Origin of the sequence: Klebsiella pneumoniae complex sp. WS1778 (assembly GCF_049472055.1) — a bacterium.
Taxonomy (GTDB): Bacteria; Pseudomonadota; Gammaproteobacteria; order Enterobacterales; family Enterobacteriaceae; genus Klebsiella; species Klebsiella quasipneumoniae.
Genome location: NZ_JBKGTJ010000005.1, coordinates 173,837 through 190,012, shown reverse-complemented (window position 1 = coordinate 190,012; position 16,176 = coordinate 173,837). Strand labels below are relative to the sequence as shown.

The following is a 16,176-nucleotide window of genomic DNA, read 5'->3' as shown; positions in this document are numbered from 1 at the left end:
TTTCCTCCTAAAGTGTCGCTCACGCTTGCCAATCGCGCAAATGGGCGCTGAATGCCGCAGCATCCATAAAGCCGGTGACTCGCCGGTCGGGCTGTTCCTGACCCTGCGCGTTGAAGAACAGGATCGTCGGCAGACCGAGCACCTGCAGGCGCTTCAGCAGCGCGGCGTCTTGCGGACTGTTCTTCGTCACATCAACCTGTAATAACACGACGCCTTTCAGCGCCTGCTGCACGTCAGGTGAGCTAAAGGTGTATTTTTCAAACTCTTTGCAGGCCACGCACCAGTCGGCGTAGAGATCGAGCATCACCGGCTGACCTTTTGCCTGCGCCAGCGCCCGGTCAAGCTCGGCCACCGAGCTGACGCGGGTGAAGGCCAGGTGCGCCTGCTGCTCGAGCGCCGGGGCGCCAAACGCCCAGTCCTGCAGGGGACGGGCGCTGACCAGCGCGGCGGCAAGAAGAATGATTTGCACCAGCCGCATCCACGGCCGGGTGGCGCCCAGCGAGGTGATAAACGCCCAGCTGAAGAAGGCGATACCGAGCATTGACCACAGACGTAATCCCCACTGGTCGCCGAGTATGCGCTCCAGCAGGAAAACGGGCAGAGCCAGGATCACGAACCCGAAGGCGGTCTTCACATGGCCCATCCATGGCCCGCTCTTCGGCAGCAGACGGTTGCCAAACACGGTGACGAGGATCAACGGCAGGCCCATGCCCAGCGCGTAGAGGTACAACGTGCCGCCGCCCAGCCACAGATTACCGCTCTGGGCGATATATAACAGGATGGCGCTCAGCGGCGCGGTGGTGCAGGGGGAGCAGATCAGCCCGGCAATAGCGCCCATCGCAAAGACTCCGCCGGGCGATCCGCCCTGGCGTTTATTGCTGAGCAGCGCCAGCCGCGTCTGCAGCGAGGAGGGCAGCTGCAGCGTAAACAGGCCGAACATGGAGAGGGCCAACAGTATAAACACCGCCGACAGACCCACCAGCACATACGGGTGCTGCAGGGCCGCCTGGAACTGCAGCCCGGCGGCGGCCACCACCAGCCCCAGCGCGGTGTAGGTTAAGGCCATCCCCTGGACATAAATAAAGGCCAGCAGCAGGGCGCGCGCGGTGGAAAGCCGCTGTTTGCCGCCCAGCACGATGCCGGAAATCAGCGGGTACATCGGCAGCACGCAGGGGGTGAAGGCGATACCAATGCCTATCAGCAGCGCCCACAGGGCGGTGAAAGGCAGGCGGGCGGGGGCGTCAGCTGGCGGCGCAGAGGCAGGCGCAGGTGAAGTGGCGATCTCCGGGGACGGACGCGGCTCAACCGGCAGCGGCGGGTTGAACACCGGACGACTGCTCGTCGGCGGCGCAGGGTCAATGGTGGACGCCTGGCCATCTGCCGAAGCCGCCAGCACGGCGCTCAGCGGGATCACTTTGGTCTCCGGCGGATAACAGAATCCGGCATCGGCGCAGCCCTGCCAGGTGACGGTGAGAGTGGCGTCTTTGTCCGCCTGCTTCACCGTGACCGGAACGGTCAGGCGCTGGCGAAAGATCTCGCTTTTGCCGTAAAACTCATCCTCGTGCCACTCGCCCGCCGGCAGTGCCGGTTCGTCGAGAGTCGCCCCGGCGGCGCGGAAGGTAAACTGTTGACGATAAAGATAATAACCATCCTTGATTTGCCAGCTCAGGTTGAGGTCATGCTGTTGCTGCTGAAAGTCAAAGGCGAAGGCCTGGTCAGCAGGCACGAAGTTCGAGCGCCCCGGTGCGTCGAATAACCCGGCGGTGGCTGACGCGCTGCACAGCAGCAGGATCAGCGTAATGATGCGGTAAGCCATGAGAGGTAATCGTTGTCTCCATACGTGACGGGCAGAACCAGCAGTTCAGGGGTTTGATACGGGTGGTGAGACTTCAGGCAGTCCAGCAGCGCCTGCTGATGGGCAAGATCGGTTTTGAGCAGCATCTGAACTTCATACTCCTGCTCCAGCTTCCCTTCCCAGTAATAGAGCGAGGTGGCCCCCGGCAGGAGCGTGGCGCAGGCGGCCAGCTTTTCCGCCAGCGCTTTCGCCGCCAGATCCTGGGCGGTTGCTTCATCCGGCGCGGTACAGAGCACAACAACAGCATCAGGCGTAGTCATCATGAACCTCGTATCAGCGAAAATAGGCACTATAGCATGCAAGATGCGGGGATATTAGCGTCACGAGCGGGGAATGGGAGGGAAGCGGGCAGCGGGCCCGTGCGGGGCCCGCTGCCGACGGCATTTACAGCATAATCCCGCCGAAGATGAAACCCAGGATCACGCACAGGGTGATAGCGATAACGCCGGGGATCAGGAAGGCGTGGTTAAAGACATATTTACCAATGCGGGTTGAGCCGGTGTCGTCCATCTCCACCGCCGCCAGCAGGGTCGGGTAGGTGGGCAGGACGAACAGCGCCGAGACCGCGGCAAAGGAGGCAATCGCCGTCAGCGGGCTGACGCCCAGCAGCAGCGCGGCGGGCATCAGCGCTTTGGTGGTGGCCGCCTGCGAGTAGAGCAGCGTGGCGGCGAAGAACAGCACCACCGCCAGCAGCCACGGGTAGTTTTGCAGCAAGTCGCCGGCCACGGCCTGGATGTCGCTGATATGCGCTTTAACGAAGGTATCCCCCAGCCAGGCGACGCCGAGCACGCAGACGCAAGCGCTCATCCCGGACTTAAAGGTACTGGCATTGAGCACTTCGCCGGTGTCGATTTTGCAGGTGATGCTGATCAGGGTGGCGATGGTCAGCATAAACACCACGATCGCCTCGTTACGCGGTAGTACAGGGTTTTTGATCAGGCCGACGGTATCGCTGATGGCCGTAGCGTAGAACATCACCGCCACGATGCCGATCAGAAACAGCAGAACGGAACGTTTGGCGTGCGGCTTCAGTTCAAATACCTGGCTGCCGCGTAGACTGACTTCACCCTTGGCCAGCCGCTCCTGGTAAACAGGATCGTCTTTCAGCTCGCAGCCGAGGAAGTTGCAGACGATAGCGGTGAGCATTACCGCCAGCAGGGTGACCGGAATACAGATGGCCAACAGCATCAGGTAGCTAACGCCCAGCGGCTCCAGGATCCCGGCAAAGAACACCACCGCGGCGGAGATAGGCGAAGCGGTGATCGCTATCTGGGAGGCCACCACCGCAATCGACAGCGGACGGGACGGACGGATGCCTTGCTCTTTGGCCACTTCGGTGATCACCGGCAGCGTGGAGAAGGCGGTATGGCCAGTGCCGGCGAGCACGGTCATAAACCAGGTCACCAGCGGGGCAAGGAAGGTAATATATTTCGGGTGGCGACGCAGCATCCGTTCGGCGAGGCTGACGAGGTAATCCATCCCGCCTGCGACCTGCATGGCGGCGATAGCGGCAATCACCGCCATAATGATTTCAATAACGTCGAAGGGGATCGCACCCGGTTTAATTTGAAAAATAAGCGTCAGGACAAGGACGCCAAGGCCACCGGCAAAGCCGATACCGATGCCGCCGAGCCGGGCGCCGAGATAAATCGCCAGCAGGACAATAACCAGTTCTGCACCAAACATATATGCCTTCCTTGTTTTTTAACAAGTTGATATTGGATTGTTGTATTTTAGTAAAACTAAAAAGCAAAAAGGCATGTCATCGCTGACATGCCTTTGAATGACTATCCGGAAAGATTACTGTTCGCTTTCATCGGTATAACGCTTCGCTTTATAAGCAGGATGCATCAGGTTTTGCGCGGAGAAAATGTCATCCAGCTCCGCCGCCGTCAGCAGCCCACGCTCCAGCACCACTTCCCGCACGCTCTTCCCGGTTTCGGCGCAGATCTTGCCGACGATATCGCCATTGTGGTGGCCGATAAACGGGTTGAGGTAAGTAACGATACCGATGGAGTTATAGACGTAACCTTCGCACACCGCTTTGTTGGCGGTAATGCCGTTGACGCATTTCTCCAGCAGGTTGTAGCAGGCGTTGGTCAGAATATGGATAGATTCGAACATCGCCTGGCCGATCACTGGCTCCATTACGTTCAGCTGCAGCTGCCCGGCTTCGGAGGCCATGGTTACTGTGGTGTCGTTGCCGATCACTTTAAAGCAGACCTGGTTGACCACCTCCGGCACCACAGGGTTAACCTTCGCCGGCATAATAGAAGAACCAGCCTGCAGCTCAGGCAGGTTGATTTCGTTGAGGCCCGCGCGCGGTCCGGAAGAGAGCAGGCGCAGGTCGTTACAGATCTTGGACAGTTTCACCGCCAGGCGTTTCAGCGAGCTGTGGACCATGACGTACGCCCCGCAGTCCGAGGTGGCTTCAATCAAGTCTTCCGCCGGAACGACCGGGAGGTTGCTCACTTCCGCCAGCTTCTGTACCGCCAGCTGTTGATAACCGTCCGGGGTGTTGAGACGTGTGCCGATGGCGGTTGCGCCAAGGTTCACCTCCAGCAGCAGCTCCGCGGTGCGCAGAATGCTTTTGGTCTCTTCATTGAGCAGCACATTGAAGGCATGGAACTCCTGGCCGAGGGTCATCGGCACCGCGTCCTGCAGCTGAGTGCGGCCCATCTTGAGGATGTCCTGGAATTCTACGGCTTTCGCCTGGAAACCTTCGCCCAGTTGCTTAATCGCATCGATTAGTTTGAGGATGGAGGCATACACCGCGATGCGGAACCCGGTCGGGTAGGCATCGTTGGTGGACTGACATTTGTTAACGTGATCGTTTGGGTTCAGATACTGGTATTCACCTTTCTGGTGACCCATCAGCTCGAGGCCGATGTTCGCCAGGACTTCGTTGGTGTTCATGTTTACGGAAGTGCCGGCCCCGCCCTGGAAGACATCGACCGGGAACTGGTCCATGCATTTGCCGTTATTCAGGACTTCGTCACAGGCGGCGATAATCGCATTTGCCGCGCTTTTGGGAATGGTCTGCAGCTCCTTGTTTGCCAGCGCCGCGGCTTTCTTCACCATTACCATGCCGCGCACGAATTCTGGTATGTCGCTGATTTTGCTGTTGCTAATGTAGAAGTTTTCAATCGCTCGCAGAGTATGAACGCCGTAGTAAGCGTCCGCGGGAACTTCCCTGGTGCCCAACAGATCTTCTTCGATACGAATGTTGTTTAACATGTGAACCTTCTTTTCAAGCTGCCAATGAATTCACCAAATACACAGAATATCCAGTATTCAGTATATTTTCTGGCCGACGATTATTTCCTTAACCGGCCCGGTGCCCAAGATCATATGCTGATGATAGCGAATATCAGTAAGCTTGATCACTTATTACATCGCGGGTGTGAGAAGATTTATTAATCTGTGAAATGGGTCACCGCTTTCCTATTCCTGGAAAAAATAAGCATTTCCGCTGATTGAAAAGCCGCTCAGCATCCCCATCTTAGTGGGATGCAATCAGCAAATTGATAACTACGGGGGCCGAACTCGGTGCCTGTCGATGAAGGAGACGCCGGTGCGTTGGATTCCGTTTATTGCCTTTTTTCTTTACGTGTACATTGAGATATCGATCTTTATCCAGGTCGCGCACGTGCTGGGCGTCTTTATGACGCTGATCCTGGTGATCTTTAGCTCGGTGGTGGGGATGTCGCTGGTGCGTAACCAGGGCTTCAAAAACTTCCTGCTGATGCAGCAGAAGATGGCCGCGGGCGAGAGCCCGGCGGCGGAGATGATCAAAAGCGTCTCGCTCATTATCGCTGGCCTGCTGCTGTTGATCCCGGGGTTCTTTACCGATTTCCTCGGCCTGCTGCTGCTTTTGCCCCCGGTGCAGAAGCACCTGACGATGAAGCTGATGCCGCATTTGCGCTTCAGCCGGATGCCGGGCGGCGGCTTCAGCGCCGGGACTGGCGGTGGAGAGACCTTCGAAGGGGAATTCCAGCGCAAGGACGAACAGCGCGACCGTCTGGACCATAAGGACGATCGCCGCGATTAACTTTTATCGGCCCGGTCAGCAGACGCGACCGGGCCGCTTTCTTATTGCGCCTATACGCTGCCTGTCGCCAGCTTGCGTCTCGGTAAAAACAACCACAGCGCCGCCAGCATCACCAGCGCGTACAAACTCTTCCAGCCGACCATCGCCAGCAGCAGCAGACAGAGAATGCTGCCCACCGCCGCCAGCAGCCGATAGCGCCCGCGCAGCAAACGACAGCCCGCCAGCATGCACAGCAGATAGATCATGATGAAAATGCCGTTGGCATAGACGATCAGCGCGTCCAGATTGATATCGAGAAAATAGATACACAAGGTGCTGACCACGCAGGAGCCCAGCACGGCGTTGAGGGCGTTGCGCGGGATCTGCCGCGGCGACAGCCTCGCGAGGTAGCTCTGCGGCTTATGCTGCGCCTGCGACCAGACCAGGCGGGCGAAGCTCTGAATATAGATGTTAAGGCTGGCGAAACAGGCGAGATAGCCGATGACGCAGGCCACCCACAGCGCTTCGACGCCGAACAGGCGGACCACGATATTCGGTAAAGACGCGGCCGCCGCCATCTCCTCGCCAAACGCGTGGAAGTGCAACACCAGCACGGTACAGGCCCAGTAGACCGAGCCGGCAAGCAGCAGGCCTATCATCAGCGCGCGGGGAAAATCGCGCTCGGGATGTTTAAACTCCGAGGCGAGATGGGCAAAGGCTTCCAGCCCGACAAAGCACCAGAACATCACCGACAGCGCGGAGAAGAGCTGGCCGCGGTCGATCGCCGCCGGGGCGGGGAAGGGGATTTGCGCCGGGCTTATTCCGCCGCGCCACCAGACGGCGACGATCAGCGCGACAATCAGCACGGCAACCAGGGTCTGCAGGTTGGCGCTGGAGCTGGCGCCGCGTGAACCGACCCACCAGACGATAGCCAGGGTACCTAGCTCCGCCAGCAACAGCTGCGCATCATGCCAGCCGAACAGCGCCTGGCCGAAGCCAGTGGCGATGTGCAGCGCGGCGGGGAGCCCGACCGGGATAACCGATAAAAATAACCAGCCGGTGACGCTAGCCAGACGTGGGCCAAAGGCCATATCGACAAAGTGGGCCACGCCGCCCGCGCTGGGGAAATGGCGGCCCAGCAGGGCGAAGACGATGGCAATCGGAAAAACAAGGAGGATGAGCAACGGCCATGCCCACAGGCTGTTATCGCCAGCGACCAGCGCCGCAAGCGCCGGGACGGCGAAAACGCCAGTGCCCAGCAGTGAGGTGGAAAGCAACCCGACTCCCTGTCCCAGCCCTAACTCCTGTTTTAAACCACTCATGATTCCATCCTGCGCCAGTAAAAACAAAGAGAGTATCACAATCGCTTTTCCTTATGACCGGTTGCCCGGTGACGCCGCTTTTTGCGTGCCAGCGCAAAGGTAAAAATTTTTTTTTAATTTTGCCCTTGAAGCCGGAAATGGCCATCCCCATCTCTCTCTGCACTAGCCGGTAAACCGCGTTCGGCCCGGCGTCACCCATAACTGATAATGACTTTCTCGAAGGAGAGCTATCAATGAGTATTCGTCCGTTACATGATCGTGTGATCGTCAAACGTAAAGAAGTTGAAACCAAATCTGCGGGCGGCATCGTTCTGACCGGTTCTGCAGCAGCTAAGTCAACGCGTGGCGAAATCATCGCTGTCGGTAAAGGCCGCATCCTGGAAAACGGGACCGTGCAGCCGCTGGACGTTAAAGTTGGTGACATCGTGATTTTCAACGATGGCTACGGCGTGAAGACTGAAAAGATCGACAACGAAGAAGTACTGATCATGTCCGAAAGCGACATCCTGGCAATTGTTGAAGCTTAATTCGCACGACCCTGAACGAATTTGAGGAATATAAGAAATGGCAGCAAAAGACGTAAAATTCGGTAACGACGCTCGTGTAAAAATGCTGCGCGGCGTAAACGTACTGGCAGATGCAGTTAAAGTGACCCTGGGCCCGAAAGGCCGTAACGTGGTTCTGGACAAATCCTTCGGCGCGCCGACCATCACCAAAGATGGCGTTTCCGTTGCTCGTGAAATCGAACTGGAAGACAAGTTTGAAAACATGGGCGCGCAGATGGTGAAAGAAGTTGCCTCTAAAGCGAACGACGCGGCAGGCGACGGTACCACCACCGCAACCGTGCTGGCGCAGGCCATTGTGAACGAAGGCCTGAAAGCTGTTGCTGCAGGCATGAACCCGATGGATCTGAAACGCGGTATCGATAAAGCGGTACTGGCTGCAGTAGAAGAGCTGAAAGCGCTGTCTGTTCCGTGCTCTGACTCCAAAGCTATCGCTCAGGTAGGTACCATCTCCGCTAACTCTGACGAAACCGTAGGTAAACTGATCGCGGAAGCGATGGACAAAGTCGGTAAAGAAGGCGTGATCACCGTTGAAGACGGTACTGGCCTGGAAGACGAACTGGACGTGGTTGAAGGTATGCAGTTCGACCGTGGCTACCTGTCCCCGTACTTCATCAACAAGCCGGACACCGGCGCCGTTGAGCTGGAAAGCCCGTTCATCCTGCTGGCTGACAAAAAAATCTCCAACATCCGCGAAATGCTGCCGGTTCTGGAAGCTGTAGCGAAAGCGGGCAAACCGCTGGTTATCATCGCTGAAGACGTTGAAGGCGAAGCGCTGGCGACCCTGGTGGTTAACACCATGCGCGGCATCGTTAAAGTGGCTGCGGTGAAAGCGCCGGGCTTCGGCGACCGTCGTAAAGCCATGCTGCAGGATATCGCTACTCTGACCGGAGGTACCGTTATCTCTGAAGAGATCGGTATGGAGCTGGAAAAAGCAACTCTGGAAGACCTGGGCCAGGCGAAACGCGTGGTTATCAATAAAGACACCACCACCATCATCGATGGCGTTGGCGAAGAGTCCGCAATCCAGGGCCGTGTTGCTCAGATCCGTAAGCAGATCGAAGAAGCAACCTCCGACTATGACCGTGAAAAACTGCAGGAACGTGTCGCTAAACTGGCTGGCGGCGTGGCAGTAATCAAAGTCGGTGCAGCTACCGAAGTTGAAATGAAAGAGAAAAAAGCACGCGTCGACGACGCCCTGCACGCAACCCGTGCTGCGGTTGAAGAAGGCGTGGTGGCTGGCGGCGGCGTAGCGCTGGTTCGCGTTGCTGCGAAACTCGCTGGCCTGACCGGTCAGAACGAAGATCAGAACGTCGGTATCAAAGTTGCGCTGCGCGCAATGGAAGCGCCGCTGCGTCAGATCGTGTCCAACGCCGGTGAAGAGCCGTCTGTTGTCGCGAACAACGTGAAAGCAGGCGACGGTAACTACGGTTACAACGCGGCAACTGAAGAATACGGCAACATGATCGACTTCGGTATCCTGGACCCAACCAAAGTAACCCGTTCTGCACTGCAGTACGCGGCTTCCGTGGCTGGCCTGATGATCACCACCGAGTGCATGGTGACCGACCTGCCGAAAGGCGACGCGCCTGATTTAGGTGCTGCTGGCGGCATGGGCGGCATGGGCGGTATGGGCGGCATGATGTAATCGTGCGCTATACAGCATAAAAAAGCAGAAACCCCTGGCCAGCAATGGCTGGGGGTTTTTCTTTTGGTGCGCTTTTTAGTATAAGGCTTATACATAAAATCATTTAAGCTGTATCAGAGCGGCAAGCACCTTCGTATCGGAAGCGACTGACAAGCGCGACCGGGTAAGGAATGAAAGCGGCTCATGCCGACGCAGTTTGAAGGATGACAGGTTTACATCCGGGCCAGTGCGTCCAGCTCATCGATCATGGGGAATAACATGCAGGTAAAATATTTAGCAGGGATTGCCGGCGCAGCCTTACTGTTAGCAGGTTGCAGTTCCAGCAATGAATTAACCTCTGCCGGCCAGAATGTGCGTTTTGTACAGGAGAAGCCGGGCGCAGAGTGTCAGCTGTTAGGGACCGCGACGGGTAAACAGAGTAACTGGCTCTCCGGCCAGAATGGCGATGAGGGTGGCTCCATGCGCGGTGCGGCTAACGCCCTGCGTAACCAGGCGGCAGCCATGGGCGGCAACGTGATTTATGGCGTCAGCAGCCCGACGCAAAATCTGTTGTCGAGCTTTGTGCCCACCGACAGCGAGATGAACGGCCAGGTATATAAGTGCCCGAACTGATGCGCGATGCCTCTCTCTGCGAGCGTAGAGAGAGGCGTGACCGGTAGAAGAGGGTCAGGCGTTAAGCTCCGCTTTCTTCTCCAGATAGAAGGCATGCAGGGGACGCAGACACTCTTCCAGGCTGAGCATTCTTCCTGGCTGGGAAGGAATAATGGTACTGAAGATTTGGCATGGCGCCAGCGCCGTGTGCATCGCCTTAAGCTTGGGGCTTTTCTCAATAAGGCGTACTACCACGCTGTTTTCCATTTCAGATAAATGTGGCGCACTGGTTTTTACCACCGCTCCGGAGACAATTTTCTTGCCTTCGTCCGTCTCGCAGCAATAGAGCACGCCCAGATAATGGGAAAACAGGTTTAGCTTCCATTCTTCCTGGGGATACTGCTGGTAATCAATATTCGGCTGAGTAGTTAAGTCGACGCTGTAGCACATTAAAAAATCCATATTTGAACTTAAATACTGGATAAGTTCCTGATCGCCGACTGTTTTTAATGCCTGTTGAATACCGATTATCAGGGCTTCAACCTGTCGGTCATCAATAGTTAACGTCTTAATTTGCTCATCCTGAAATACCAGGATCAGCGTTGACTGCGTTTCGCCAGGTTTAAGCGTAATAGACATTATACGCCGCTCAGGAGAAGGCTGTTGTATTTCAGCCATTTCTACCGTGGGGATATGGGTTACGAGTGTTTCGTTATAAGCGATAATCTCATCTTTGTAAGCCTCGCCTTTATTTTCAAGTCGCTGAAAAATTAAGGCCATTCTACTTTGCAATATCAGAAGCAGGTCGGATAATACGGGTGCCTGAAGATAGAAAATCTCACAGGTATCATTCGCTTTCTTGACCTTAAGTAACAGCGCCAGGAAACGCTCTTCAAAAGTAATTCCTGCAGTATTAAAACCAATAAACGTTCCTTGCATAATCTTCTCCTTTATTAAGCGGTAGCCATCGACTTCGATTGTGAGAGGTCAATAACGCGATCGGCTGATGCAATGGTTGATGGCCGGTGCGCGACAATAATTCGGGTGATACTTAACGCTGAAATCGACTGATTGATGACCGACTCATTTCTGAGATCCAGGTGACTAGTTGCTTCATCCATAAACAGAATACTCGGTTTACGGTACAAAGCACGAGCGATCAGGATACGCTGCTTTTGACCGCCGGAAATGCCCAGCCCCAGTTCGCCGACAATGGTTTCGTATCCCATCGCCATCTTCATGATTTCATCATGGATGTTGCAATGTTTGGCACATTCCATTACGAATTCCAAATCGGGGTTATCATCAAAACCACTGATATTATCGATAAGTGAACCTGAAAAGAGACGATCCTCCTGAAGTACGCAGGCGATACCGAGACGATAGTTATTTAAACCAATTTTTTGAATCTCCAGATTATCCGCCAGTATTTCGCCGGAGTCAGGTGAAAGCAAACCGCACATGACTTTCAACAGCGTGGTTTTGCCAACGCCAGATGGGCCAATTAGCGCGACAGACTCGCCTGGGGCAACCGTTATATTCAGATTGGTAAAAATAGGTTGTGAAAAAGGATCGTATTGATAACTCAGGTTCCTGACTTCAAGTTTCACGCCGGTGTTTGCTGTAAACACACGTCGGGATGGAAGTTCTTTTTCCGGTTCGCTAAAGGCGATTTCAGATAGACGTTCATTATGAAGCGAGAGCATACGAAGCTGCATCACCAAATCAATGAGATTCGATGCACGTTGAGAAAACTGGCCTCGATAAGCATTAAATGCCATAAACATACCGAGCGTCATCTCATTATCAATTACCATAATGGCACCCAACCACAGTACCACCACCTGATCGATAGAGGTGATAAAGGTATTAATCCCACCAAACATCATATCAAAGCGAGTTTGCTTAATACCTGCGTTACTGGCATCAACGTTAAGATTCAGCCAATGCTGCGAGCGACGTTCTTTTAAATTTAATGCTTTGATCGTGGAAATGCCATAAAGTGATTCCATAAAGTGAGAGTTAGCACGCGCCCCTTTAACGACCTGCTCTTCCGTTACGCGCCGATAAAAACTATAGGTAGCGAAGCGCATAATCGCATAGCAGGCGGTAAAGCCAATGACGACCCAGACTAACCAGCCGCCATATAATGTCAGCATGACTAACAAACCGATCGTCATTATCGAATCGATGATGCCAGTGACGATACTGTTGGTAAAAATTGAACGAATGGTATCCAGAGACGAGAAACGAGACTGGATATCACCTAAGTGTCTTTTCTCGAAAAAAGATAATGGCAAACTTGCCAAATGATCGAATAGCGTTGTTTTCCATTGAATGTTGGTCAACGTATTCAACGTCAACGACGTCCATGCTCGGAGCATGCTAATAAACGTGCGGAATAGCGTAAAAAATATTAAACCAATACAAATAACAGAGAGTAAACTTTCATCGTGCGCCATAATGACATGGTCAGTTACTAACTGTGTACCAATAGGCAACAGGAGGCCAATCGCTTCTACCACAACAGAGAAAGCAAAGATCTTAATCAGCGCCGATTTTAAACCAACAATTTTATGCATTAAATCCAGGAGTCGTAAACGGGATTTCGCCTCCTCTTGTTGGAAGTTATGATCAGGCCAGAGTTCAAGCGCAACGCCGGTAAAATTATTTGACATCTCACTGATGCCAATGATTCGTTTACCCAGCGCGGGATCGTGAATCACAAATCCGTTTTTCTTTACTTTTGTAAGGACTACATAGTGGTTCATTCCCCAGTGGATGATGCAGGGAAGCTTAAGCTGTTTTATTTCATCGAGGTCGAGCGCTAGCGCACGGTTTTTTAAACCAGCCTGCTCGGCTGTTTTGCTTAGAGACAGCAGTGAGGAGCCCTGTGAGGGGCTACCGAATCGTTGACGAAAATTAAATAAATCGATATTTAACCCATAATAACCACAGACCATCGCCAGACAGGCAACTCCACATTCCGATGATTCTGACTGTAGAATAACAGGCGTTTTGTTAACCAGAGAAAAATTTAGTTTTGCAACAATGGTTTTGAACAATTCGTTAGTCATGGATTGGCCCAGTAATGCTTTGAGTTATCTTATACACAGGGGTAAACATCCACATATAAAGTGGGCGCTCTTCGAGAAATACAACGGCTTGAGCCTTCAGTCCATTCGAAAGCGAAAGCGTTTTACCATTGTAATTAAAGGTTTTGTTTTCAATTTTGACAATGGTTTTATAGAGTGCCAGTTCCTGCTGGTTCGTTCCATTATTAACATTAGTGTATTCAGACAGTTCCTGTGGGGATGTCGGGACCGAAGATATTGAAAGTATTTTCCCCGGGAATTGCCCAAATTTATCGGATGGGAAAGCATCATAGCGGATGTTAATGACATCACCCGGTTTGACGTAAGGTATGCTATTATTAGGTAACCATAAAATAAGATAATATTCTATATCACCAGTGGGTTTGATTTGCGCTAAACTGCTGCCTTTGTCGACCATTTGTCCTTTTGTTACAGCCAGCGATTCAATGCGTCCTTCTGTGGTTGCTTTAATAATGACATTACCATTGGCATTTGATTCAACCAACTGGTTTTTGTAATCATTAATCTGGTTTTCCTGAGATGATATTTGGTTGTCAAAATCTGCCGTTTTTGTGATTTTATCGCTATTTAACTGGGTTACCTGGGATTCCAGTTGCATTTTCTGACTGACCAAAGACTGATAGGTACTCTGTTGTTGAAAGTATAATGAATGCTGATAGTTATACTGATCTTTGGTGATAAGGCCATCACGAAGATATTTATCGTAACTGGAAAGATTATCATGCATTTTCTTTAAACCAGTCTGCGCATTAACCAGCATGCGGTTAGTTTCTTTTAACGAATCATTGATGGTTTTTAGCTGTTTATCTAAAGATAAGCGAGTTTCTTCTTTATTATGAGAAAGTTTGGTGATGATATCTTCAGCGTTCGCAATCTTTTCATTAATGACTTCTATTTGCGCCGTACTGACGTTGCCTGTTGTTGTATTTCGGGAGATGTCAATTTCATATAAAGACTGTCCTTTGGCGACAAGGTCACCGACTTTTGCATATTGGGAAATAACAAACCCTTGCTGTGGCGCATAAACATTGACAGAATGAGGTAAAGTAATAACTTCCCCACGAACATCAATGCGTTGGGTAAAGGTACAAAATATTGTGGTGGTTATTAGAATGGCTAAAAAGGCAAAAGAAAGTAATGCAATAAGCCATGCTGGAAGCCCTGCTAGCAGCAAAGCCTTTCCTTTCCAGTGATGCTTTTTGTATTCGATCGCTTCCTTGCGATAGATTTTTCTTAACATAATTATCACTTACATAATGAAATGAAAAGGCCCGATATTTCAGGCCCTATTTACTTAGTAAAGAATGTCAACAAAACGTTGAGCAAACAGCTGAGGCGTAAATTAATTGCTCCAGAAGTTTAATGTGCCATCATAAACGGCATCCATTACACCTGTTGCATAATGCAGCGTCATATCCCAGCCAACGATACCCGCAGCAATACCAAAGCAGACGCCACCGAGAATAACCCCGGCAATCATTCCTACACCCTGGCCAATCGAGCCGATACCAAAGATACCGCCGCTTACGCCGCCCCAACGTCCAGCGTAACCTGTACCAAAAATCGCCCCCAGAGAGGCGCCCAGAGCGATGGCGCCTACTTCTTTAGCAGCCCAGGTCATAATATCGGTAAGAGTATCAGTCAGCGCGCCGCCAGAAATCTCTTCCATTTCAAATACAGTTAATTGATGCATGATTAGTCCTTTAACTAAAATTAAAATTATATGTTCATTCCAGACCGGAAGTTGGTCCGCAGAGAAGATAGTCGTTGCTGTAGTATGAATCAACTCAACTTAATGTGAATTGTTGATGAAATTTCAGATTCATTCTGAATCTAATCTAATCTAATTATTTTATAGATTCATAAAGCAATATTAATTTTAGCAAGTTAAATTAAGCTATTATTATGGACGTGACTCAAATTGTAGTGCATTACTTTCATCCGTATATATCATAATGCTTTTGATTATGTATGGAAAAATAAAAAAGGTGGATATCATTATCCACCTTTTATGAGATTATGGTTCTCTTTATTCTTCCTGAACTACTACCTCAAGTATCGCTTTTACATGCCCGGCCGAGACTTCAGCGCTGTTGTCGCTCATTCGGTAATAATCGGCGGTAAAGTTAATTTTTTGCGATGCTTGAGCGCTGGCAATACTGTAGGTCTCTGCGTCATAAAATATAACGGGACTATTGTCTTTTTTGAAGATAATGCCAACGTTGCTTGCTGCTCCGCCTCCTGTTAGCAGATTATCGATGATGCCATTCCCCGCAGGACTGGTGCCACTAACTGGGTTAAACCAATAGTAAAGTTTATTACCAATTGAACCCGCTGGGCATGAAACGTCCATTGTGATAGTTTTCTGTGATGGGGTTGTGCCACCCCGAGGGATTGACATTAATGTATTTTTTTCAATTGTATTTAAGGTGATTTGGCTCGGTCCAGACACAGTAATATCACAGGAGGTCGCCTTATAAGAAATACTCTTGAACTTCAGAGACGCAGTCATTAACAGACGATCTGACGCCCTGGGGTTGGTGCTTAAGTTACCCGCTGAGAATTTAAATACCGGATTGGTACTGACGCCGGATGTATCAATGACAGGTTTTGTTTTTATTAACCATACTGTCATAAATCTGTAGTCATCATTCGACTTTAAAATTGGCACAATCGTAGATTGTGCCACTGCGGGTTTAATTGAACCATGCTTGCTGTCCAGAATATCTGAAAACTGAAAACCAATACCATCAATCCCCGTTTCATAGACCGGTTTTCCCATTATACCCGTGACACCAGAGACCTCGGGTGCGGATGAGGTAATGATATACTGATCACCCATTATCTTGCTGCATTCAAAGGTTTTATAGTGTCCGGTACCAACTTTTTTGGTATACAAAACTGTACCAACGGGTATTGTTGGATCCGTTGCGATTTTAGGACTTAAGTTAAATACTGCTTGCCCATCGGAACCATCATAATCGCATTTGGCAGCTGCTTCACAACAACATAATAATATAGATAGAAAAATCAGTGTTTTTCTCATTCTTT

At 51.7% G+C, this 16,176-nt stretch carries 14 protein-coding genes; 4 read left to right on the top strand and 10 right to left on the bottom strand.

Annotated features, from left to right (window positions below; all coding sequences use genetic code 11):
* Positions 1–19 precede the first annotated feature (19 nt).
* The 4 genes from ACLEXF_RS20875 to aspA form a co-directional block, all read right to left on the bottom strand.
* The gene (locus ACLEXF_RS20875; protein WP_004206403.1) at positions 20–1,816 is read right to left on the bottom strand and encodes a protein-disulfide reductase DsbD; all 1,797 of its coding nucleotides are present in this window, start codon (positions 1,814–1,816) and stop codon (positions 20–22) included.
* Positions 1,792–2,115, bottom strand: coding sequence for a divalent cation tolerance protein CutA (gene cutA / locus ACLEXF_RS20870; protein WP_004206404.1), 324 nt, complete (start codon positions 2,113–2,115; stop codon positions 1,792–1,794). Before cutA ends, ACLEXF_RS20875 begins: the two co-directional genes overlap by 25 nt.
* Positions 2,116–2,239: 124 nt before the next feature.
* Entirely contained in the window at positions 2,240–3,541 is a 1,302-nt protein-coding gene (locus tag ACLEXF_RS20865) for an anaerobic C4-dicarboxylate transporter (protein WP_017900073.1), read from the bottom strand.
* Positions 3,542–3,655: 114 nt separating this feature from the next.
* Entirely contained in the window at positions 3,656–5,092 is a 1,437-nt protein-coding gene (gene aspA, locus ACLEXF_RS20860) for an aspartate ammonia-lyase (RefSeq protein ID WP_002885424.1), read from the bottom strand.
* A gap of 337 nt (positions 5,093–5,429) precedes the next feature.
* On the opposite strand from aspA, the gene ACLEXF_RS20855 reads away from it, so the two are divergent.
* Entirely contained in the window at positions 5,430–5,906 is a 477-nt protein-coding gene (locus ACLEXF_RS20855; protein ID WP_004206407.1) for an FxsA family protein, read from the top strand.
* A 50-nt stretch (positions 5,907–5,956) separates the two neighbouring features.
* Here ACLEXF_RS20855 and yjeH read toward each other — a convergent pair whose 3' ends face one another.
* Entirely contained in the window at positions 5,957–7,207 is a 1,251-nt protein-coding gene (gene yjeH, locus ACLEXF_RS20850; RefSeq protein WP_004206408.1) for an L-methionine/branched-chain amino acid transporter, read from the bottom strand.
* Between the two features lie 233 nt (positions 7,208–7,440).
* Here yjeH and ACLEXF_RS20845 point away from each other — a divergent pair, with 233 nt between their 5' ends.
* The 3 genes from ACLEXF_RS20845 (at position 7,441) to ACLEXF_RS20835 (ending at position 10,030) form a co-directional block, all read left to right on the top strand.
* Positions 7,441–7,734 carry a co-chaperone GroES gene (locus ACLEXF_RS20845; RefSeq protein WP_004152420.1) on the top strand — a complete coding sequence of 98 codons (294 nt, stop codon included), beginning with the start codon at positions 7,441–7,443 and terminating at the stop codon, positions 7,732–7,734.
* A 37-nt stretch (positions 7,735–7,771) separates the two neighbouring features.
* On the top strand, positions 7,772–9,418 hold the full coding sequence (gene groL, locus ACLEXF_RS20840; RefSeq protein WP_002885441.1) for a chaperonin GroEL: 1,647 nt from the start codon (positions 7,772–7,774) through the stop codon (positions 9,416–9,418).
* Between the two features lie 258 nt (positions 9,419–9,676).
* Complete coding sequence (locus tag ACLEXF_RS20835; RefSeq protein WP_004206410.1) at positions 9,677–10,030, top strand: DUF4156 domain-containing protein; 354 nt, start codon at positions 9,677–9,679, stop codon at positions 10,028–10,030.
* Between the two features lie 54 nt (positions 10,031–10,084).
* Here the strand turns inward: ACLEXF_RS20835 and yjeJ are convergent, their stop codons facing one another.
* The 5 genes from yjeJ to ACLEXF_RS20810 all read right to left on the bottom strand — a co-directional run bounded on the left by yjeJ (position 10,085) and on the right by ACLEXF_RS20810 (position 16,171).
* Positions 10,085–10,948 carry a YjeJ family protein gene (gene yjeJ, locus ACLEXF_RS20830; protein ID WP_044525175.1) on the bottom strand — a complete coding sequence of 288 codons (864 nt, stop codon included), beginning with the start codon at positions 10,946–10,948 and terminating at the stop codon, positions 10,085–10,087.
* Positions 10,949–10,962: 14 nt separating this feature from the next.
* Complete coding sequence (locus tag ACLEXF_RS20825) at positions 10,963–13,086, bottom strand: peptidase domain-containing ABC transporter (RefSeq protein ID WP_043519268.1); 2,124 nt, start codon at positions 13,084–13,086, stop codon at positions 10,963–10,965.
* Complete coding sequence (locus ACLEXF_RS20820) at positions 13,079–14,365, bottom strand: HlyD family secretion protein (RefSeq protein ID WP_423265809.1); 1,287 nt, start codon at positions 14,363–14,365, stop codon at positions 13,079–13,081. Before ACLEXF_RS20820 ends, ACLEXF_RS20825 begins: the two co-directional genes overlap by 8 nt.
* A gap of 102 nt (positions 14,366–14,467) precedes the next feature.
* Complete coding sequence (locus ACLEXF_RS20815; RefSeq protein WP_043519271.1) at positions 14,468–14,818, bottom strand: hypothetical protein; 351 nt, start codon at positions 14,816–14,818, stop codon at positions 14,468–14,470.
* Positions 14,819–15,154: 336 nt separating this feature from the next.
* Positions 15,155–16,171: a fimbrial protein gene (locus tag ACLEXF_RS20810; protein ID WP_156235048.1), complete on the bottom strand. Its 1,017-nt coding sequence runs from the start codon at positions 16,169–16,171 to the stop codon at positions 15,155–15,157.
* Between the last annotated feature and the right edge of the window lie 5 nt (positions 16,172–16,176).